The sequence below is a fragment of the Ralstonia sp. AU12-08 genome (assembly GCF_000442475.1).
Classification (GTDB): domain Bacteria; phylum Pseudomonadota; class Gammaproteobacteria; order Burkholderiales; family Burkholderiaceae; genus Ralstonia; species Ralstonia insidiosa.
The window spans coordinates 64235-85713 of record NZ_ASZV01000003.1 but is presented as its reverse complement, the minus strand read 5'-3'; the positions used below and the strand labels follow the sequence as shown (position 1 = coordinate 85713).

Sequence of the window (21479 nt, the reverse complement as noted above, 5' to 3'; positions counted from 1 at the left end):
CCCCAGACATGAGCGGCACCAAGATCCTGGTCGTCGATGACGACGTCGAACTGCGCGACCTGCTGCGCGAATACCTGACCCAGCAGGGCTTTGCCGTGTCCGTCATGCACGACGGTGATGGCCTGGCCGCCCGGCTCGAGCGCGAGCGCCCCGCGCTCGTGGTGCTTGACCTGATGATGCCCAAGGTGGATGGTCTGTCGGCCCTGCGCGATCTGCGCGCCCGCAATGACGACGTGCCCGTCATCCTGCTCACCGCCCGCAGCGACGAGATCGACCGCATCATCGGCCTGGAGATCGGCGCGGATGATTACCTGGGCAAGCCGTTCTCGCCGCGTGAGCTGTTGGCGCGTATCAACGCCGTGCTGCGCCGCCGCCAGGCGGTGCCGGCCTCCGCCCCGGAAGACCGGGACAGCTTTGCATTCGGCCCGTTCAAGCTCAACTTCCGCATGCGCACGCTGTTTCGCGGCGATCGCGCGCTGTCCATCAGCGACACCGAGTTTGCGCTGCTCAAGCTGCTGATTGCGCATGCCATGCAGGTGCTGACGCGCGAGCACATCGTCGAATTGATGTATGGCCCGGGCAGCGGTGTGTCCGACCGCGGGATCGACGTGCAGATCTGGCGCCTGCGCCGCGTGCTGGATGAGGATGCCCAGCGCCCGCGTTACATCCAGACCGTGCGCGGCCGCGGCTACACCTTTGTGCCGGACGAGCGGGAAGAGCAGGAAGTGCGCGATGAAGTTCAAGGCTAGATTCGATACGCCGCGGTTTGACACCCTTTTTGGCCGGTTGGCCGGGCTGATCGTGGTGGTGCTGGTGCTGAGCCATTTTTCGTGGCTTGGCGTGCTGCGCTCCGAACGGCGCGAGCGGCAGTACCAGGCGTCGGTCGACCAGATGGCGTTCCAGTTGCAAGCCTTCCAGGCGGTGATGGATGGCCACCTGCGCGCCAAGCTGCCTGACCTGGTGATCGAAACCAATGAGGCGCCGGCCGGTGATGCACTGTCGGCATCGGACAAATCCGCCGAGCTTGCGCGGCAACTCGCCCGCCGCCTGCCTGCCGGCACGGAACTCCGGCTGGAAGCGGCAGCGACTCCCCGGGTGTTTGTGCGTTTTCCGCAGCGCGACAAATGGATCGCAATGCCGCTTGTGTGGGTGCATGCGCCGCCGACCATCTCGGCCGTGGTGCCCGGGATCATGGTGGTGCTGGCGATTGCCATTGCGTTCTCGTTGTTTGCGGCTTGGCAGATCCAGCGCCCGGTGCGCGCGCTGGCCGAGGCTGCCGGTGCGCTGGCACGGCGCCGCTATGTGGCGCCGCTCAAGGAGCGCGGCCCGTACGAGCTGCGCCAGTTGACCGATCAGTTCAACCACATGGCCGCCGACCTGTCCGCCGCGGATGAAGAGCGCAACACCATGCTGGCTGGCATTGCGCATGATCTGAAAACACCGCTCTCGCGCCTGCGCCTGCGTGCCGAGATGCTGGCAGACCAAAAGGCGGGCGCAGGCATCGAGCGCGATGTCGAATCCATGTCGGCCATCGTCGAGCAGTTTCTCGCCTATGCACAGAGCGGTGACAGCGAGGCGCGCGAGGTGACGGTCGATCGCCATCTGCGCGGGTTGGTGCAGCCGTTTGCCGAGCAGGGCAAGCATGTCGCGCTGGATTTGCACGCCGGGGATCGCTTCCGCCTCAAGCCGACGCACCTGGAGCGCATCGTCGTCAATCTGCTCGACAACGCGTTTGCTTACGGCGCGGCGCCCGTCAACGTCTGCACGGCATCGGATGAGCATGGTTTTACGTTGACGGTGGAAGACCACGGCGCGGGCATCCCCTCGGCCGATATTGATCGGGTGATGCGCCCGTTCGTCCGCCTGGACCCGGCGCGCGGCGGCAATGCGCACTGCGGGCTGGGCCTGGCGATTGTCGACCGGCTGGTGCGGCATCTTGGCGGCGATCTGTCGATCGGGCCGGCTGCGAGCGACGCGCCGACGCCGGGTTTTCGCGTCACCATGCGGTTTCCCGTGCCGGCTGTGGCGGCCTGACCGTCTGACCGTCTGACATAAGGGCCGGCGGTTTCGTACGCTATCCTTAGGCGGTCAAGCACGCTGGTTGCGTGCGCAGCACTGGAACCCCGGGAGGAAACGCATGGATCGCGCAGTCTGTCTCGCCACGGTTGTTGAGGATGCTGGCCAAGGCCGCCGCGCTGCCGTTGTTGCCGCGTTGATGCTGGCAACGGGGCTGGCGGCCTGCTCGTCGCCGATGCCGCCCTGGCAGCCGCCGCGCACGACCATCCAGCCGGCGCCGCCGCCCATGTCGTCCCCTGTTTCGCAGCCGCCGGTTGCGCGGCCTTCACCGGTGGTACCGGCCACGCCGCCTGCTGGCACAGCAACCGAGCCGCCGCGCTCCAATGTCGGCATGGCCAATCCTGCTTCGGAATACTGCCTGCAGCGTGGTGGGCAGCTTGAGTTTTCCACCCGCGCCAACGGCACCGAAGTCGGCACCTGTGTGAGCCCTGGTGGAGATGAGTGCGAGGAGTGGGCGTTCCTGCGCGGCAGTTGCACGTGGTAAGACGCCGCGCACCATGAAAAAGGGCCGCATCTGCGGCCCTTTGCTTTTGCGTTCGCGAGGTGTCGCGCGTGCTTACCGGCGCGCCACCACCACCTTGTCGGCGGATTCGGCCACCAGGCGCATCGGTACGCCAGCGGCTTGCAACTTCTGCCACGTCATGCGCCGCATGAAGGCGTAAGCGGGCGGGCCGTCGGTCCAGCGCTTGATCCATTCGTCGGTGGTGGCGACCACCTTGTTTGGCTCCAGGCCGGCGCCCATTTCCAGCTCGTCAAAACCGGAGACCAGCGTCATCGGGCGGCCCAGGTAATAGATGGCGGTCTGGTCCAGCCACTCTACCGAGTAGAACGGCATCTCGGCGGGAATCGGCCCGACGGCCTGTTGCGTCTTCTCGATGACGTCACGTGCGGAGAGCGCATCGCGGAAGATCTCGGTGGCGTTGAGCACACGATCCCAGCAGAACAGGGCGGAGAGCGACAGCACGATCACCGCCAGCGTGTGCCGCTGCCACCGCAGGGCCAGCAATGCTGCCAGCGTGCCGACGGCCAGCATGGCCATCACGCTGCGTAGCACGGGCACGGCTTGCGCCACTTGCTCGGCCGGCATCTTGGCGCCCGCCTTCGCGCCAATCAGGGGCACTGCAAACCACAGCCCGATGGCAATCAACAGATTCACGCCCAGCGCCCATGCCACGGCGCGGGTCGGCATCTTCTCCAGCGCCAGGGCCAGGATGATCGCCAACGCAGGGAAGGCCGGCACGATGTAGCCCGGCAGCTTGGAGCTGGAGACCGAGAAGAACAGGAAGATCATCGCCGTCCAGGCGATTGACCAGCGCATCAGATCGAACTCCCGCGTGCCGACAAACAGATCGGCCACGCGCCCAATGCGTCTGCCGATGGCCGTGAAGAACAGCGGCGTCCACGGCAACAGCCCAGCCGCGCCCACCGCGATGAAGTACCACCACTTGCCGCTGCGGTGGTGCTCGTTGGTCAGGAAGCGCTGGAAGTGCTCGTGGATGAAGAAGAAGTCGAAAAACTCGGGGTTGCGCTGCTGCACGATCACGAACCACGGCACCGTGGCGATCAGGTACAGCGCCAGACCCGGCAGCCAATGCATGCGGCGGATCAGCGCCCAGTTGCGCGTCATCAGCAGATAGGCCACGCCAATCAACCCCGGCACCACCAGCCCGATCAGTCCCTTGGTGAGCGTGGCACCGGCCAGCGCCAGCCAGACCACCAGCATCCAACCGAGCTGCCCTCTGCGTGATACGCCAGGCCGCTGCGCTAGCGCAAAGCCGCACGCGCCCACGGCCAGGAAGAAACCCACGCCCATGTCGAGCGTGATGACCTGCCCGAACAGCAGATACAGCAGTGACGACGCGAGGATCGCCGCGCCGGTTGCCGCCGTGCGTCCGCCGCGATAGACCGCCAGCGTCCACGCCGTCATCAGGATGCCGCCCAGGCCGAACAGCACCGGCCACAGGCGCGCGCCCCAGGCATTCACGCCGAACGCCTGGAAGGTGGCGGCCGTCGTCCAGTACTGCAGGGGCGGCTTCTCGAAATACTTGAGATCGTTCAGGCGCGGCGTCACCCAATCGCCCGAGACCACCATCTCGCGCGGGATCTCCGCATAGCGGCCTTCATCGGGGCGGAACAGGGTGGAGCGCTGGAACAGGTCGTCCGTCCAGAGCGCCAGGAACACGGCGATGAGCGCAACGACAATCAGCGCCATCCAAGGCGAGCGGCGGGAAGGAGTAATGCGGGATTCCATGCTGGGGTGAACTTCGCGGGCACGGTCGGAAAGGCTAGGATTCTAGTCCATGCCGGGTTAGCGCACGGTTAGCTGCTGGCATATGGCTTGCACTGGCCGAATCCTCCCAATCCCCCAACGCAATTCGCCCCATGAGCAAGACCAAGCTCGACACCTACCTCAACGACCGCCTCGACTGGAATCTGTTGCGCACCTTTCTTGCCATTGCGCGCGAACGCAGCATCAGCCGCGCTGCAACACGCCTGCACCTGACGCAGCCCGCCGTGAGCCAGGCGCTCAAGCGGCTGGAAGATCAGCTCGGCCTGCAATTGATCGATCGTCAGGCCAATCCCATCGAGATCACCCGCGCGGGCGAGGAAGTCCGCCAGATTGCGGAGGAGGTCTACGGCACCATCTCGCGCCTGTCGCAGGCCAGTGGCGAGGGTGGGCACGAGATTGCCGGCATGGTGCGTGTGGCCATCGTCAGCGGCTTGGATTTCCCCGACTACGACGCATTCCTCGGGCGCTTCCACCGCGACTATCCGCGCATCGAACTCGAATGCCAAGAAATGCGCAGCGCTGATGTGGTGCGCAGCCTGGAGTTGCGCACGGCCACGCTGGGGCTCTCACCCAAGCGCGCGCTGCCCAAGAAGATCGAGCACCGGCTGTTCCTGCGCCAGCGCTACGCCTTGTTCTGCGGGCAGTACCACCCGCTGTTCGGCAACGCGGATGTGCAGATTGCCGACCTGGCTGGCGAGAAGTTCGTCTCGTTCACCGGTGACAAGATCGGTGATCCGCTCTCGATGCTCACGTTCTTCCGCGACGAGATGGGGCTGACCGGGCCGGTAGTCGGCTCGTCATCGAGCATGTGGGAAGTGCGGCGGTTGATCGTGGCGGGCTTCGGCATCGGCTGCCTGCCCGAGCACGTGGCGCAGGACGATGTGGAGCAGGGGAAACTGCAACGCCTGCCACCCGAAGGCGGCGTGGCCGATGTCGACATGCACCTGCTGTGGATGGCCGACCGCAAGTTCAGCGCGGCGGAAGCGGCGTTCCTGGAAGCGCTGCACCGCTTTATCGATGCGCGCTATCCGGAAACAGCGGGTAGTCAGTAACCGCGCGAGACGTCGACGAAGTTGGCGAGCGCCTCGCCCTTGAGCAGGCGCCGTACGTTCTGCGCGACTTGCAGGCCGATCGTGTCGGAACTGGCGACCGATGCCATATGCGGCGTGACGATCAGGTTGGGCGCGCGCCAGAGTGGGTCATCCGCCGGCAGCGGCTCGTTGGGGAACACGTCGACGATGGCGCCGCCGAGGTGGCCGCTCTGCAGCGCCTCCAGCAGATCGGCGGCGACAAGATGCTCGCCGCGCCCCACATGAATCAGCTTGGCACCCGGTTTGAGCCGCGCGAAGGTGTTGCCATTCAGCAGGCCACGCGTGGCGTCGGTGAGCGGCAACAGGCAGATCAGGATGTCGGTCCCTTCCAGGAACATCGGCAGACCCGCCCCGCCGCAATACACGCCAACGCCCGGCAGATCACGCGATTGCCGCGCCCAGCCGCGCACGTTGAAGCCGAGCCGATGCAGCTCGGTGGCCACGTGCGAACCGATCTCCCCCAAGCCCATCACGCCGACGTTGCAGGTTGACGGATGTTGCTGTTCCGGCCGGAGCCACGTCGCGCTGCGCTGGTTGGCCAACACGCGATCCAATTGCCGATGGAAATGCAGCACGCCCCAGGTGATGAACTCCGCCATGCCGCGCGCGTGCTGCGGATCGACCACGCGGCACAGCGGGACGGCGGGCAACGTGGGGTCAACGAGGATGTTGTCGACGCCAGCCGCAATGCTGTGCACGAGCCGCACGCGCGGCATTGCGGCGATGGCGCCTTCCGGTGGGTTCCAGCAGACAGCGACTTCCGCATCCTGCGCGGCGGGCTCGCCGTACATGCGCACGTCGAGTTCCGGGGCAGCCCGCAGGATGGCGGGCACCAGGTGCGACATGTCGTAGTCGCGGCTGATGAGGGCGAGGGTGGTCATACGCATCAGCTCCGATAGTCGGAGCGGGAGGTATCGATCAGCCGTAGCGCAGCAAGCCATGCACGGCGTGCAATGACGGGCGACTCTTCCCGATTGAACTGTGCCGCCGTGCGCTGGCGGACTTCTTCGGGCGGAAAGCGCAGCGGCGTGCCGCCGGCCAGGGCATGGATCTGCGCCTGGCACGCGCGTTCGAGAAAGTAGATCTCGTGGAACGCATCCGCTGCGGTGTTGCCGCCAGCCAGCAGGCCGTGGTTGCGCAGGATCATCGCTTTGTGCTGGCCGAAGTCGTGCACGAGGCGTTCGCGCTCGCCCAGGTCCAGTGCGATGCCCTCGTAGTCGTGATACGCGAGCTTGCCGTAGAACTTCAGCGCGTGTTGACTGATCGGCAGCAGGCCGTGCTCCTGTGCAGAGACCGCAATGCCCGCTGCCGTATGCGTATGCACCACGAAGTGCAGATCGTCGCGCGCGGCATGGATGGCCGAGTGGATCGTGAAGCCCGCCGCGTTGACGGCGTAGTGTTCCGGGTCGGCATCGGCGCGTTCGTCGATGACGTTGCCGTCCAGGTCGATCTTGACGAGGTCCGACGCACGCATCTCGCCAAACAGCACGCCGTAGCGGTTGATGAGGAAGGTCGGGCGGCCGTTCTCATCGGGCAGGCGCGCGGTGATGTGCGTGTCGATCATGTCCGTCATGCGGAAATGGTCGATCAGCCGGTACAGCGCGGCGAGGTCGGTGCGGACCTGCCATTCGGCTTCAGAGAACGCCGCCGGGCGGCGTGTGTGCAGCGAAACGGGTTGGGCTTCCATGGGCATGCGTATGGAGGTGGACATCAATTTGTGGCGAGCGCGGTTGCTTCTTCAGGCTGCTTGCCGTCGCGATAGCGGCCCAGGCCGATGATGCCGACGAGCGAGATCGCGGAGAGCGCCGTAAAGAACAGCGCCAGCGGCAACCATTCGCCCTTGTAGCGCTCGGCCAGCATCGTGCCGATCAGCGGGGTGGTGCCGCCGGCAATCATGGTGCAGACCTGATAGGCGATCGAGATGCCGGAATAGCGCACGCATGTCGGGAAAGCCGGGGTCATGAAACCTGCGATGACGGCGTACACCGCCGACAGCGTCACCACCGCCAGCGTGATGCCCGCCACCATCGCCACCGGGTTCTGTGTGCTCACCAGCAGGAACATCGGATATGGCGTGAGCATCGAGATGAAGGCGGCCCACGTCAGGAAGCGCGTATCGCCATAGCGTTGTGCCAGCAGCGCCGACACTGGCTGCGACAGCAATTGCAGGATCGTCACGACAAACAGGCAATCGAGAATCAGCGCCTTCGACATGCCCAGGTACGTGGTCACGTACGAGATCATGAAGGTGTTGGTGAAGAAGAAACCCGCCGAGCCAATCGTGGTGGCCATAGCCGCCAGCACGATCGGGCGCCACGCCGTGCGCAGCACTTCGCCCACCGGGTTCTTGAGCACCTCGTTGTTCTGTTTCATACGCTCGAACTCGGGCGATTCCTTCACGCCCATGCGGATCGCCACGCCCACCAGCAGCAGGATGAAGCTCGCCAGGAACGGCAAGCGCCAGCCCCACGTGACAAAGCTCTCGTGGTCGAGCGACGACACCAGCCGGAACGACAGCAGCGACAGGATCAACCCCACCGGGCTGCCCATCTGCGGGAACGAGGCGAAGAACACGCGCTTGGCTTTCGGCGCATGTTCGCTTGCCATCAACACCGCACCGCCCCATTCGCCGCCCACCGCAATGCCCTGCAGCACGCGCAGCAGCACCAGCAGGATTGGGGCCCAGATACCGATGGTCGCGTAGCCCGGCAACAGGCCGATGCCCGTGGTGGCGATGCCCATCAGGAACATCGTCACCAGCAGCATCTTCTTGCGGCCGATGCGGTCGCCCAGGTGGCCGAACACGGCGCCCGACAATGGTCGCGCAATGAAGCCGACAAAGAACGTCGCGAACGACGCCATCGTGCTCAGGAAGTGGTTGCTGCTCGGGAAGAACACCTCGCCCAGCACGAGTGCGGCGGCGGTGGCGTAGGTGTAGTAGTCGTAGAACTCGACAGCGGTGCCGATGAATGCGGCGGTGGCCGCGCGCACGGGCTGGTGCGTCACGGTGGTAGGTTGTGACACTGACATGGGGCGTCCTCCTCTATTGGGCGTGGCCCGCCCCCGCGCCGCCGATGTTCAGGCATCGGTCTGTGCCGCGGAAGCGGGGCGTCGGTCGTCAGCCGACGTCGCCATTTATGCGCATCAACGCAGATGCCGGCAAATTCGCATTTTTGATTCCCCGTATTAGCCGCGCTTATGCCCTTGCGTTGGGCGCTGGCCGCTGTGATTGCGCCATCGCGGTGCGGGCGCTCGGCAGGCCCAAGGCCTCATGCATGCTTTGCGCCAACGGTATTTGCCTGATTTATGTACCGGATAAACATTCGCAATTTGACGCGTCTTCTCCCGCTGCCAGATAAAGACGCCTGGATGCGCCGAGCCGGTCGGCGTGCATGCGAAGGAAGGGAGACATGTTGAAGGTCAACGGGGCGCGACTGTGGTCGAGCCTGATGGAAATGGCTGAGGTGGGCGGTACACCCAAGGGCGGCGTACGGCGTTTGGCGCTCACTGAAGAGGACGCAGCTGGCCGTGCATTGTTTGCGCGCTGGTGCGAAGACGCTGGCTTGACGCTCAGCACCGACCGCGTCGGCAACCTGTTTGCGCGCCGCGCGGGCAAGTCGGCCAACGCGCGCCCGGTGGCCAGCGGCAGCCACCTTGATACGCAGCCCGAAGGCGGCCGCTTTGATGGCGTTTACGGCGTGTTGGCCGCACTGGAAGTTGTCCGCACGCTCAACGACGCGCGGGTCGAAACCGACAAGCCCATCGAGATCGTCGTGTGGACCAACGAGGAAGGCGCGCGCTTCACGCCGGCCATGCTGGGCTCGGCGGCATTTGCCGGTGTGATGCCGCTCGACCAGGCGCTGACTTCGCGCGATGCGCAGGGCGTTTCAGTTGCCGACGCTTTGGCGGCCACGGGTTACGCAGGCGAACGCGCCATCCCCGGCGAGCCGTTCGATACGTACTTCGAGGCGCATATCGAGCAAGGCCCGATCCTGGAGGAGAACGGCGTGCCGATTGGCGTCGTTACGGGTGGGCAGGCCATCCGCTGGCTCGACGTGCACGTGCAGGGGCAGGCCGCGCACGCCGGCACCACGCCGATGCGCTTTCGCCGCGATGCGCTGTTCGCGGCGGCCGAGATGGCGACTTCGCTGGAAGCGCTGGTCGATGACTTTGCGCCACGTGGCTTGGTCACGGTGGGCGAGATCGGTATTCGTAACGCCTCGCGCAATACCATCGCCGCAGACCTGACCTTCACGGTGGACCTGCGTCATCACGAAGATGCGCGCATCGCCGAGATGGAAGCCGCGCTGCGCGACCGCTTTGCCGAGATTGCCGAGCGCCGTGGCCTGACGGTGAAGATCGACCAGCACTGGGTGAGCCCCGCCACGCCGTTCGACGCCGCCTGCGTGAAGGCCGTGGCCGACGCGGTGCAAGCGCTCGACTACCCGCACCAGCGCATCGTGAGCGGTGCGGGGCATGACGCCATCCACATCGCCAAGCATTGCCCGACGGCGATGATCTTCATCCCGTGCGTCAACGGCCTGAGCCACAACGAAGCCGAAGATGCGCTGCCCGAAGACGTCACGCGCGGCGCCGATGTATTGCTGCATGCCATGTTGGTGCGGGCGAAGTGAGTAGCACATCGCTTTTCCCGACCCGTCAGTAGGGTCGATGCATTGCAACTTGTTGCGGTAGCATGACGCCTGCCGGCAATCCTGCCGGTGCAGTACGTCTTCAGGGCGGGGTGAAATTCCCCACCGGCGGTATGCGGGCAATGTATTCGCGCCCGTGAGCCCGCGAGCGCTTTGCATGTGTCAGCACGCAAAGGTCAGCAGACCCGGTGAGATGCCGGGGCCGACGGTCAGAGTCCGGATGGAAGAAGATGTGCGGAACAACACGCTCCCGCTGCTGGGGCGCGCTTGGCCTTTGCCGGGTGTGCCGCTGCGCGGGCGTGTTTGTCTGCTTGCCCTGGAACGTCTTGTCGCCAATCTCGCGAGGAGCGTTTCCATGTTGTCCACTCAGCAATCCCCCGTAGTTCACCCGCCCGCATTGCCCAACAGCGATGTGATCTTTGACGCCATCGAAGCCCGCTTCGACCCGGCCGACATGCCTGCGCGCATGGCCGCTGCGCTCGATGCGGTGCGGCTTGGCGTGCCCGTCGTTGTGCTCGATGATGCCGACCGCGAAAACGAGGCCGACCTCATCGTTGCCGCCGACAAGCTCACGCAGGCGAGCATGGCCATGCTGATTCGCGAGTGCAGCGGCATCGTCTGCCTGTGCCTGACGGCGGAGAAGAGCGCATCGCTCGGCCTGCGCCCGATGGTGGCAGACAACCGCAGCCAGTACGGCACGGCGTTCACCGTGTCGATCGAGGCGCGTACGGGCGTGAGCACCGGCGTGTCGGCGGCCGATCGCATCACGACCATCCGCGCGGCGATTGCGCCGGACGCCGATACGCAATCGGTCGTCAGCCCCGGGCATGTTTTCCCGCTGGTGGCAAAGGAGGGTGGGGTGCTTACGCGGCGCGGTCATACCGAAGGCTCGGTCGACCTGGCGCGTCTGGCGGGTCTGCCGCCGGCTGCGGTGCTATGCGAACTGATGCTGCCCGACGGCACCATGGCGCGCCGTGACGACGCGGTGCGTTTTGCCGATCAGCACAATCTGCCGGTGCTGACCATTGAGGACATCGTCCAGTATCGGGAACAGATGGAGCGCGCGGTCAGTTTTGCTTGATGCGGAAACCGGCCGCGCGGGAGAGGTGACGTTGACTACCGCTTGAGCGCGGCCGCTTCCTTGGCGAGCGCCGTGATGCCTGCCCAGTCGCCGGCAGCGACCTTGTCCTTGGGCACCATCCACGAGCCGCCCACGCACACCACGTTGGGCAGCGCGAGGTAGTTGGGCGCGCTCTGCGGCGTGATGCCGCCCGTGGGGCAGAAGCGCACGTCGCCGAACGGGCCGTGGATCGACTTGAGCATCGGGATGCCGCCCGCCGCTTCCGCCGGGAAGAACTTCAGCGTGGTCAGGCCAAACTCCAGGGCCGTGATCAACTCGGAAGGCGTGGCGATGCCCGGCAGCCAATCGAGGCCGACATCGGCCTGCGCCAGTGCCAGCGCAGCCGTGATACCCGGCGACACGGCAAACACCGCACCGGCTTCTTTTGCCTGCGCAAAGTGCTCCGGCCGCGTGAGCGTGCCGGCACCGACGATGGCGTCGCTGCCCAAATCCTTGGCAACCGCGCTGATCACATCCAGCGCCACCGGCGTGCGCATCGTGATCTCGAACGTGCGGATACCGCCCTCGTACAGCGCGCGGCACACCTTGACGCCTTCATCGACGGATTGGAACTGCAGCACCGGAATGACCGGGCCGGCCAGGACGACGGAATCGATACCCACAACGTTCTCCTAGATCAACTTCACATCAACAGAACAACTTAAACCACAGTCGACAGCGCCAGCGTCAGCAGCAGCGCCACGACCGAGATGATGGTTTCCAGCACCGTCCACGTCTTGAAGGTTTCCGGCACGGTCAGGTTGAAGTATTCCTTCACCAGCCAGAAGCCGCCGTCGTTCACGTGCGACAGGATCAGCGAGCCGGCGCCGGTGGCCAGCACCATCAGCTCCGGACGGACAGCGGCACCCGAAGCAGCCGCGATGGGGGCGACGATGCCGCAGGCAGTGGTCATGGCCACGGTGGCCGAGCCGGTGGCGATACGGATCATCACGGCCACAACCCAGCCCAGCAGCAGCGGGGACAGGTGTGCATCGGTGGCGACGCCCACGATGGCCTTCGACACGCCCGAGTCACGCAGGATCTGGCCGAAGCCGCCGCCTGCGCCCACCACCAGCGTGATGGTGGCGATCGGGGCCAGACACTCGTTGGTGAACTTGAGGATGGTTTCGCGATTGAAGCCGCGTGCCTTGCCGAAGGTGTAGAAGCTCACGATCGCGGCAATCAGCAGTGCCATGACCGAGTTTCCAGCCAGCTTGAGGATGTCGTTGGCCAGCGTCTTGGGCGTGGCGATCAGGTCAGCCCAGCTGCCGATCAGCATCAGCACCACCGGCAGCAGGATCGTGAACAGTGTGATGCCAAAGCCCGGCAGTTCGCGCTTCTGGTCAGCTTCAACAAACTGCGCGGCCAGCGGGTTGTCTTCGTTCGGCTTGACGTAGCGCGAGACCAGCATGGCCCACAGCGGACCGGCCAGGATGGCGGTCGGCAGGCCGACGATCAACGCGTACATGATGGTCTTGCCGATGTCCGCCTGGTAAGCCGTCACGGCCAGCAGCGCCGCCGGGTGCGGCGGGATCAGGCCGTGCACCACCGACAGGCCCGCCACCATCGGCAGGCCGACCATCAGGATCGGCGTGCCCGTGCGTTTGGCCACGTTGAAGGCAATCGGAATCAGCAGCACGAAACCGACTTCAAAGAACACCGGCAGACCGATGATGAAGGCCACCACCATCATTGCCCAGTGCGCATTCTTCTCGCCAAAGGCGTTGATGAGCGTCTTGGCGATGCGCTCGGCACCACCGGACTCCGCCATCATCTTGCCGAGCATGGTCCCCAAGCCCACCACCAGCGCAATGTGGCCAAGCGTGTTGCCCACACCAGTTTCGAACGCCTTGACGATACCGCCCATCGGCATGCCGACCACCACGCCCAGCGCGAGCGAGACGACGATCAGCGTAACGAACGGGTTCAGTTTCTGAACGGCGATCAGGTAGATCAGCGCGACCACCGCCAACGCGGCGGTTAGCAATAGCGAGTTGCCTTGCATCGGGACCATCGGGTTTCCTCCTCAGGGATATTCACGGCTCTTGTTGTCGTAAGCGCCCCGTCGTGCAGGGCGCTCCTTTTGAAATGCGCTTGTGTTGCGAACTGCGGCTTCTCGGGTTACGGCTTCTTATAGGCCACGCAATCGACTTCGACCTTGCAGTCGATCACCATGCTCGACACCACGCAGGCACGCGCCGGCGGGTTGGCACCGAAGTACTCCTTGAACACCTTGTTGAACGACTGGAAGTCACGCGGATCATCCAGCCACACGCCGCAGCGCACGACGTGCTCGGGGCCGTAGCCCGCTTCGGCCAGGATGGCCAGCACGTTCTTAATGGTCTGGTGCGACTGCTCAACGATGCCGTTGCCGACTACCTCGCCGTTCACCATGGGCGTCTGGCCCGAGACGAACAACCAGCCGTCAGCGCCGGCTGCACGGGCAAAGGGGAGATGCTGGCCGCCGGTGCCGGTGCCGCCTTCGACGCCAATTCGGGTAATCGTCATAGCTACGTTCCTTTCTTTCAAACAGATACAGAGATTCAGTGAAGTTCAGCGGCGGCTGCCTGTGCGCGCGGCCCGCGCTTGAGGAAGCGCCCGGCGCGATTCGGCTGCACGGTGCCCTCGCGGTATGACAGGTGGCCGTTCACCCAAACCGCCGCAATGCCGGCTGCCGGTTGCTGCGGATCGGTAAAGGTGGCGACATCGCGCACCGTTTCGGGGTCGAACAGCACGAGATCAGCCCAGTAGCCTTCGCGTACCAGGCCACGCTCAGTCAGGCCGAAGCGCTCGGCGGACTGCCCCGTCATCTTGCGAATGGCGGCAGAGAGCGACAGCAGCTTGCGCTCGCGGCTGTAGTAGCCGAGCACGCGCGGGAAGGCACCCCACAGGCGCGGGTGCGGCTTCGGATCATTCGGCAGGCCGTCCGAGCCGATTACCGTGGCGGGGTGCGTGATGATGCGGTCCAGGTCTTGCGCCGACATGTTGTGGTACACCGCGCCTGCCGGTTGCAGGCGGCGCGCGGCGTCCATCAAGTCGGTGCCCCATGCGGCGGCGATTTCCTTGAGCGTCTGCCCAGCCATGCCCGGCTCAGGTTCCGACCACGTGATGAAGATGTCGAATTCGTCCGTCACCTGCTTGAGGTCCAGCGTGGACGAACTGGCGGTGTACGGATAGCAGTCGCAGCCCACTGGCTGATAGCGCTGGGCACTTTCGATCGACTCCAGCACTTCGCCTGCACGGCCCCAGTTGGCGGCACCCGCACACTTCAGGTGCGAGATCACGATGGGCACGCGCGCGTGTTTGCCCACGCGGTACGCCTCGTCCATCGCATCGAGGATCGCCGCGAACTCGGTGCGCAGATGCGTGGTGTAGATGGCGCCGGCTTCAGCCAGTGGCTCGGCCAGGCCCATCACCTCTTCGGTGGTGGAGGCGAAGGCGTTGGCGTAGGCCAGGCCGGTAGACAGCCCCAGTGCACCGTTGTCGAGCGCCTCGCGCAGTTGCGCGCGCATGCCTTCCACTTCGTTGGCGGTGGCGGGGCGGTCGAGGCGGTCCAGGTGGTTGTTGCGCAGCGCCGTATGGCCGATCAGCGCCGCCACGTTAACAGCCGGTTGCGCACGTTCGACGGCTTCCACGTACGACGCGAAAGTCGGGTACGCAAACGCGCTGGCGGGCCCCAGCAGGTTCATCGGGTCCGGCGGGTCGCCCTTGAGTGTGGCGGGCGATGCGCTGATCCCGCAGTTGCCGACGATGACCGTGGTGATGCCCTGCGACACCTTGGGCAGCATGTCGGGCGTGCGGATCACGTTGGTGTCGTCGTGCGTGTGCACGTCGATGAAGCCGGGGGCCAGCACGCGGCCCTCGCCGGCGATTTCCTCGTCGCCCAGCCACGCGGTGGAATCCGACGTGGCGATGGCAGCGATGCGCCCATCGGTGACGGCCACGTCAAACAGCGTGGCCTCGGGCTCGTGGCCGCTGCCGTCGACGATGCGGACCTGGCGGATGACGGTGTCGTACTGCTGCATATCAGTCTCCGAGCGGCTGACGATTGCCGCCACCGCGATGCGCATCGAGCACGTACTTGATGCGCCGTAAGAGCTCCTTGCTGCGATCGGCCTGCTGCAGCGCGACCTCGGTCGCCAGCAGGTCGATCATCATCATCATGGCGTAGCGCGATGACGATGGCTTGAAGATGAAGTCGGTCTCCATGGCCTGGATCGGCAGCAAGACATCGGCCAGTGCCGCCACCGGCGAACCAATGGCCGTGATGGCGATGACCTTGGCGCCGTACTCGCGCGCGATGGTCACGCTGTCGATCACCTCCGGCACGTGGCCGGTCACGGAGAACACGACCACCACGTCGTCGGGGCTGAGCGTGGCCGCGACCATCCGCTGCAGCATCGAATCATGATAGGTGGTGACCGGCCGTCCCAGGCGGGCGAGGCGGTAGCGCATCTCGTCTGCCATGGTGGTCGAGCCGCCGCCCATGCCGAACACGGCGACCATGCGCGCCCGTGCCAAAGCCTCGGCAGCGTTGCGGAACGCCTCGGGCCTTACCAGAGCGCGGTTGGCTTCCAGCACGTTGGTGATGTCGGCCAGGATGCCGTCGGCGCTGGAGGGTGGGCGATCCGCGCCGCCATCCAGAAAGCGCTGGCCGACTGCGGCTGCCTGCGCTAGCTTGAGTTTGAGTTCGCGCACGTCGCGGCAACCCATCGCTTTGGCGAAGCGGGTGACGCTGGCTTCGCTTACACCGGCGCGTTCGGCCAGCGTCTGGATGCTGCCGGCAGCCGCTTCGGCAATGTCACCCAGCACCGTCTGCGCGACCTTCTGCTCAGCAGGCCGCAACTCGGCGGCACGCTGAGAGATTCGGGTGACGATGTCCATCGGTTCGCGCATTGGTTCAAGCATGCTGGGCTCCCGGTAGTTGTCCGGACAGCTGCGATCGGAGTGTTTTGGTACTTTGTAACAGGCTGGCCCGGAGAATAATTTCGCCGCTATCATTGTGTCAACCCGATGTTTACCCCCAAAGGAACGCGAGTCGATTTCTATGAGTGATACAAAGTATCAAGGAGACACCAACGCCGTCGTCAACCCGCTCGACAAGGGCTTGGGTGCGTTGGAAGCCGCTTGCGCGCCGGAGCAGATTGCTGCCCAGCGCTGGAACGTACTGAACGAAGACCTGAACCTGCCGGCAGCGGTGCTCTCGCAATCGCGTCTGGAGCACAACCTGGCCTGGATGCAGCGCTTTGTGGGGGAATACGGTGTCAAGCTGGCACCGCACGGTAAGACGACGATGGCCCCGCGCCTGTTCCAGCGCCAACTGGCGGGCGGCGCGTGGGGTATCACGCTGGCAACGGCACACCAGACGCGCGTTGCCTACGCGCATGGCGTGCGCCGCGTGCTGATGGCCAACCAGCTGGTCGGCAAGCGCAACATGGCGATCCTGGCGGAGTTGCTGGCCGATCCGTCGTTCGAATTCTTCTGCCTGGTGGATGCGGCGGATCAAGTGGATCAGCTCGCCGCCTTCTTCGGCAGGGCTGGCCGCCCGATCCAGGTGCTGATCGAGCTGGGCGTGCAGGGCGGCCGTACCGGTGTGCGCGATGAGGCGCAACTGCAATCCGTGCTGGATGCGCTCACGCGTGCCAATGGCGCCGTCAAGCTAGCAGGCGTGGAAGTGTATGAAGGCGTGATCAAGGAAGAGGCCGATATTCGTGCCTTCCTGCAGCGCGCCGTGAAGACCATCGGCGATCTGGCGAAGGCTGGCCGCCTGCAACGCAATCCGGCCATCCTGACCGGCGCCGGCTCGGCCTGGTACGACGTGGTGGCCGAGGAATTTGCCAAGACCGATATCGGCCAGCCGCTGGATGTGGTGCTGCGCCCCGGTTGCTACCTGACGCACGATGTCGGCATCTACCGTGCAGCGCAGGCTCGCATCGACGCCAACAACCCGATCGCGCACAAGATGCGTTCCAGCCTGCTGCCCGCGCTGCAACTGTGGGCCTACGTGCAGTCGGTGCCCGAGGCCGAGCGCGCCATCGTGGCGCTGGGCAAGCGCGATGCGGCCTTCGATGCCGGCCTGCCGCTGCCGGTGCTGCATTTCCGCCCCGGTGACAATGCCCCGTCGGCCACGCCCGCGCACTGGGAGGTGACCGGCATGATGGATCAGCACGCCTACCTGAAGATCGCCCCCGGCGACGACATCAAGGTCGGCGACATGATTGCCTTCGACATCTCGCACCCGTGCCTGACGTTCGATAAGTGGCGCCAGATCCCGGTCATCGACGACATGTACAACGTCGTCGACGTGGTGCAGACCTACTTCTGATCGGGGCGCGCACATGGCAGACATCCTCGCCTATGGCGAAGCGCTGATCGAGTTCAACCAGGCGGATTCCGGCAGCACGTCGTGGAACTTCGGTTTCGGCGGCGATACGTCCAACTTCTGCATTGCCGCGGCACGGCAGGGCGCACGCACCGGCTACATCAGCGCAGTGGGCGGTGACCGCTTCGGCCAGGCGCTGCGTGCGCTGTGGCAAACGGAGGGCGTTGATCACACCTATGTGCATACCGATGCGCAGGCGCCGACGGGCCTGTACTTCGTCTCGCACGATGCGCGCGGTCATCACTTTGACTACCTGCGCGCGGGTTCCGCCGCCAGCCGTTTCCAGACCGCGCAACTGCCGTTGCAGGCGATTGCTGCGGCCAAGGCGTTCCACCTGTCGGGTATCAGCCTGGCGATCAGCGATACGGCTTGTGATGCTGGCTTGGCGGCGATGTCGCATGCGCAGGCGTCAGGCGTGCTGGTGTCGTTCGATACCAATCTGCGCTTGCGCCTGTGGCCGCTGGCTCGCGCCCGTGCGGTGATGCGCGAGGCCATGCGCACGTGCGACCTGTGCCTGCCGAGCTGGGATGACGTGACGGTGCTGCTCGATTGCCATGATCGTGATGGCATCGTCGATACGCTGCTCGGCTGGGGCGTGAAGCTGGTGGCGCTCAAGATGGGTGCGGAAGGCTGCTATGTCGCCACGCCCGAGTCGCGCACGCTGGTGCCGCGGCACACGGTGGATGCCATTGATGCGACTGGAGCGGGGGATTGCTTTGGTGGCTCGTTTGTTGCGCGTATTGTGGCCGGGGATTCGCCCGTTGAGGCGGCACGTTATGCCAATGTGGCTGCGGCCATTTCGACTACAGGTTACAGCGCTGTTGCGCCGATTCCGCGTGCGGATGCTGTGCGTGCGGCGTTGGCTGCTGCGACAGTCGCTTCCTGAGTACCGTGTCTAGCGCGCGGTGGCATTGCTGCGCGCTTCGTTGTAGGTGTCGTAGGGGGTTCGGGAGACATTCATGCATTCGCGTTTTGCGTCAATGTTCTGCATTCGCAGGCATTGATCTTCGCGCCAAGGCTGGAAAAAAGTGTACATGCCCTGATTGGAACACGCGCTCAGCAGCACGACGACCAGCGGCAAGAGAACGCCAAATTTCATCAATCACTCTCAAGGGTTGAAAAAAAACGCCACTGCATCCTACTGCGGTGGCGTTTTCGTTTGGGGTGCCTTGCTCAGAATTTACTTTGTCGGCACCAGATGCACCCGTGATTCCGTGGCAGCCTCCACCGCTTTGCGCGAATACAGCAGCGGGAAGTATTCGCCCTTAAGCCACATCGGCGCGAGGTCGCGGTAGTGCTGGCTGTCGGGGTTGCCGGATTGTCCGGGCAGGTTGACGGCACGGGAGTTGTCCCAGTTGCCGACATCCACCACCGTGCGGAACGACGGGCCGTTGGTCTGCAGGAAATCGCTCGCGCGATACGTCGACTGGTTGGGCGTGTACGGGCTGCCGCCTTCCGGTGTCGGGCCAACGTTGAGCTTGGCACGCGTGGCCTCGTCGACGATGGCGGCGAACGGGTGGGCGTTCAGGTTGTGGTGCAGCACGCCCCAGTTCCACGCCTGCGGGTTCGGGCCCTGGCGCTTGAGCATGTCGGCCCACGCGTCTTTCAGACTGGCGAGCAGCACCGCGTCACGCTTGGCGGCCGCCTGTTGTGGGTCTTCGCCAAACTTGCGTTCGCTGCCTTGCGGGTGTTCCAGCGTGTCGAGCATCACGGCCGTGTCGGGCGCGCCCATCGCATCGGCACTCGCCTTGGGTAGCACCGCATTCTTGAACGCGCGGCCCAGGTGATGCGTGAACCAGACCTCATGCAGCGCAGCCTGCGGAGAATCCGCTAGCATGGTTGCGTTCCAGCCCTTGAAGAGGTTCAGCGCGGCTTGTGTGTCGGCGTCGTTGGACGATAGCGGCGCCAGCAGTGCCATCAGCCGGCGCGCCGGAATCGACACCATGTCGTTCTGCAAGCGCATCGAATCTTCAAGCGACACCTTGTCGAGCTTGGCCAGCACTTCGTCAATGCGTGCGTGACGCGAACCGTTGGTCCACTCGAAGCCAAGCTTGCGCTCGCGGTACGGGTAGTCCGCCGGCAGGTTCATCTCGTTGGACGAGGTGAAGTAGCCCGACGTCGGGTTGTAGGTGCTGGGCAGCTGGTCGCCGCGCCAGAAGCCAGCCCACTCATAGCGGCCGTCACCGGGCACGGGCAGCAGGCCATCCCAGTTCGGGCGGATGGGGGCGAGGCCGCCCGGCACCCAGCCGATGTTGCCCTTCGTATCGGCATAGACCTGGTTTTCTGTGGGCGCGCCCCAGTTCAGCATCGATTGCTTGAACTGCGCGAACGTGCGCGCGCGCATGTAGCCGACCGAGCCGAAATACGGCGACATGCCAGGCGACAGCCAGGCCGAACGCACGGCATATGCGCGGTGCTTTTCGGCATCGATGTAGATGACGGGACCGTGGCGCGTGAAGGTCAGGTCGACGGGGCGAGCCTCGCCGCTGCGCACCTTCACGGTTTCGTGCAGCACGGTAAAGGGCTCCCAACCGTCCTTGTAGCGGTATTCGCTGTTGTTGGCCGGGTTCAGCTCGTAGACGTAGAGGTCTTCCTGATCGATGTTGAAGATGGTCAGGCCAAAGGCGACGTGCCCGTTATGCCCGATCGACACGGCCGGCAGTGATGGCTCGCCCGCGCCAATGATGTCGAGTGTGGGGGTGCTGATGTGGGCGATGTAGCGCAGGCTCGGTGCGGAGTATGCGCGGTGCGGGTCGTTGGCCATCACGGCGCGGCCGGTGGTGGATTTGCCCGGCGCGATTACCCAGTTGTTGCTGCCCTCCATGGTCTCTTCGAGGTTGATGGCGGCAGCTACGCGGGTGCTGTCGATATCGACGCCCTTCAGCGATTCCGGTGTGAGTTTCACGCCTTGTGTGGCAAGCGAGAAGACCTTCAGCAGATCTTTCGGCAGGCAAGGATCCAGGCCTTCTGGCAACTGGGTTTGCCAGTCGGGTTGCAGGCCAAAGCGGATGGTGTCGTCGGCCAGGCTGGACTTGCAGGCCACGTTGGCGCGTGCCACTTCCGACTGCAGGTTGCGCGTGAGGCCATGGCTGCGGATGCGCACCACATCTTCCGGCGCCCAGTGTGCGGGCGTGTAGTTCAGCTTGCGGAATTCAAGCGGCATCTGTTCCGGATGCTTGGCCAGCCAATCGACATACGCATTGATGCCGGCAACAAAGCGCGTAGCAATGTGCTGTGCATCCGGGCTGTAGTGGTTCCACTCGACCTGCATGTCACCGCGATAAAGGAACAGCCGCGTGGCGCGATCCTGTTCCACATAGGCGGGGCCGAACACTTCGGAGAGTTGCCCCAGGCCGCGGCGGCGCCACAGGTCGATCTGGAACAGCCGATCGCGCGCGGCATTGAAGCCCTGCGCGAAGAAGCCGTCGTCCTCGCTCTTGGCGTAGATGTGCGGCACGCCCCAGCGGTCGATCAGGATGTCGGCGGGTTTGGATAGGCCCGGCACGGCGATGGTCTGCGTGGCGGCTGAGTTGGCCGGTTTGGCCGCATCTTTGGCGATAGCCTGCGCAGACATGCCGAGCGCAATGGCCGACAGCACAACGGGAAGTGAACGGATGGGCATGGCGATGCAGTCTCCTCTCTTCGCCCGGAATGCCAGTGCAACCCAAGTTTGGGGGCAGGATTCAGGCGTTCTTATAGGTACAGCAGACAGCCGTCTGAATGACGCATGGCGGCGGATGGGAAGGGCAAGCTGGCCGATCGGTGAGGCTGGGTGGGAACTGCCAGGGGAGAGATGCCCACCGGCCGGCACAGACGCCCAGTATGCGGATGCGCGCACACCCGCGCCAATGACTTTTGTTGGGTCAAC

The 21479-nt window shown here is 64.9% G+C and carries 19 protein-coding genes and 1 riboswitch; of the genes, 8 read left to right on the top strand and 11 right to left on the bottom strand.

The window, feature by feature from the left end; all coding sequences use genetic code 11:
• Positions 1-8: 8 nt before the first annotated feature.
• The 3 genes from C404_RS31520 to C404_RS31510 all read left to right on the top strand — a co-directional run bounded on the left by C404_RS31520 (position 9) and on the right by C404_RS31510 (position 2560).
• Complete coding sequence (locus C404_RS31520; protein WP_021192659.1) at positions 9-749, top strand: response regulator; 741 nt, start codon at positions 9-11, stop codon at positions 747-749.
• Entirely contained in the window at positions 733-2034 is a 1302-nt protein-coding gene (locus tag C404_RS31515) for an ATP-binding protein (RefSeq protein ID WP_021192658.1), read from the top strand. The genes C404_RS31520 and C404_RS31515 overlap by 17 nt, the downstream gene beginning before the upstream one ends.
• A 103-nt stretch (positions 2035-2137) precedes the next feature.
• A complete protein-coding gene (locus tag C404_RS31510) occupies positions 2138-2560 on the top strand; it encodes a putative hemolysin (protein ID WP_021192657.1) in 423 nt (140 codons plus the stop codon).
• Positions 2561-2632: 72 nt separating this feature from the next.
• Here C404_RS31510 and C404_RS31505 read toward each other — a convergent pair whose 3' ends face one another.
• Positions 2633-4288, bottom strand: coding sequence for an ArnT family glycosyltransferase (locus C404_RS31505; RefSeq protein ID WP_021192656.1), 1656 nt, complete (start codon positions 4286-4288; stop codon positions 2633-2635).
• 170 nt (positions 4289-4458) lie between these two features.
• Here C404_RS31505 and C404_RS31500 point away from each other — a divergent pair, with 170 nt between their 5' ends.
• Entirely contained in the window at positions 4459-5418 is a 960-nt protein-coding gene (locus tag C404_RS31500) for a LysR family transcriptional regulator (protein WP_021192655.1), read from the top strand.
• Here the strand turns inward: C404_RS31500 and C404_RS31495 are convergent.
• The 3 genes from C404_RS31495 to C404_RS31485 are packed head-to-tail and all read right to left on the bottom strand — an operon-like array spanning position 5412 to position 8487.
• Complete coding sequence (locus C404_RS31495; RefSeq protein ID WP_021192654.1) at positions 5412-6338, bottom strand: 2-hydroxyacid dehydrogenase; 927 nt, start codon at positions 6336-6338, stop codon at positions 5412-5414. The two genes, C404_RS31500 and C404_RS31495, sit on opposite strands and share 7 nt — an antisense overlap.
• A 5-nt stretch (positions 6339-6343) precedes the next feature.
• A complete protein-coding gene (locus C404_RS31490) occupies positions 6344-7144 on the bottom strand; it encodes a class II aldolase/adducin family protein (RefSeq protein WP_021192653.1) in 801 nt (266 codons plus the stop codon).
• 23 nt (positions 7145-7167) lie between these two features.
• Positions 7168-8487, bottom strand: coding sequence for an MFS transporter (locus tag C404_RS31485; protein ID WP_021192652.1), 1320 nt, complete (start codon positions 8485-8487; stop codon positions 7168-7170).
• 380 nt (positions 8488-8867) lie between these two features.
• Here C404_RS31485 and C404_RS31480 point away from each other — a divergent pair, with 380 nt between their 5' ends.
• Positions 8868-10091: a Zn-dependent hydrolase gene (locus C404_RS31480; RefSeq protein ID WP_021192651.1), complete on the top strand. Its 1224-nt coding sequence runs from the start codon at positions 8868-8870 to the stop codon at positions 10089-10091.
• A 92-nt stretch (positions 10092-10183) separates the two neighbouring features.
• A riboswitch (FMN riboswitch) is annotated at positions 10184-10345 on the top strand.
• A 119-nt stretch (positions 10346-10464) separates the two neighbouring features.
• On the top strand, positions 10465-11190 hold the full coding sequence (gene ribB, locus C404_RS31475; RefSeq protein WP_031328674.1) for a 3,4-dihydroxy-2-butanone-4-phosphate synthase: 726 nt from the start codon (positions 10465-10467) through the stop codon (positions 11188-11190).
• Positions 11191-11225: 35 nt separating this feature from the next.
• On the opposite strand, the gene C404_RS31470 is transcribed toward ribB, so the two are convergent.
• From C404_RS31470 to C404_RS31450, 5 genes are all read right to left on the bottom strand, one after another.
• On the bottom strand, positions 11226-11852 hold the full coding sequence (locus C404_RS31470; protein WP_021192649.1) for a bifunctional 4-hydroxy-2-oxoglutarate aldolase/2-dehydro-3-deoxy-phosphogluconate aldolase: 627 nt from the start codon (positions 11850-11852) through the stop codon (positions 11226-11228).
• 38 nt (positions 11853-11890) lie between these two features.
• A complete protein-coding gene (locus tag C404_RS31465; RefSeq protein ID WP_021192648.1) occupies positions 11891-13243 on the bottom strand; it encodes a GntT/GntP/DsdX family permease in 1353 nt (450 codons plus the stop codon).
• Positions 13244-13350: 107 nt separating this feature from the next.
• Positions 13351-13737 carry a RidA family protein gene (locus C404_RS31460; RefSeq protein WP_009240594.1) on the bottom strand — a complete coding sequence of 129 codons (387 nt, stop codon included), beginning with the start codon at positions 13735-13737 and terminating at the stop codon, positions 13351-13353.
• Positions 13738-13772: 35 nt separating this feature from the next.
• On the bottom strand, positions 13773-15254 hold the full coding sequence (locus C404_RS31455; protein WP_031328672.1) for a D-aminoacylase: 1482 nt from the start codon (positions 15252-15254) through the stop codon (positions 13773-13775).
• Position 15255: 1 nt separating this feature from the next.
• Entirely contained in the window at positions 15256-16125 is an 870-nt protein-coding gene (locus tag C404_RS31450) for a MurR/RpiR family transcriptional regulator (RefSeq protein WP_021192646.1), read from the bottom strand.
• A 151-nt stretch (positions 16126-16276) separates the two neighbouring features.
• Between C404_RS31450 and C404_RS31445 the strand changes: the two genes are divergently transcribed.
• Together C404_RS31445 and C404_RS31440 are read left to right on the top strand one after the other, a co-directional pair.
• On the top strand, positions 16277-17554 hold the full coding sequence (locus tag C404_RS31445) for an amino acid deaminase (protein WP_021192645.1): 1278 nt from the start codon (positions 16277-16279) through the stop codon (positions 17552-17554).
• A gap of 13 nt (positions 17555-17567) precedes the next feature.
• On the top strand, positions 17568-18497 hold the full coding sequence (locus tag C404_RS31440; protein ID WP_021192644.1) for a sugar kinase: 930 nt from the start codon (positions 17568-17570) through the stop codon (positions 18495-18497).
• Positions 18498-18506: 9 nt separating this feature from the next.
• Here the strand turns inward: C404_RS31440 and C404_RS31435 are convergent, their stop codons facing one another.
• Both C404_RS31435 and C404_RS31430 read right to left on the bottom strand, forming a co-directional pair.
• Positions 18507-18710, bottom strand: coding sequence for a hypothetical protein (locus tag C404_RS31435; protein WP_021192643.1), 204 nt, complete (start codon positions 18708-18710; stop codon positions 18507-18509).
• 81 nt (positions 18711-18791) lie between these two features.
• Positions 18792-21233, bottom strand: coding sequence for a penicillin acylase family protein (locus tag C404_RS31430; protein WP_021192642.1), 2442 nt, complete (start codon positions 21231-21233; stop codon positions 18792-18794).
• Positions 21234-21479 lie beyond the last annotated feature (246 nt).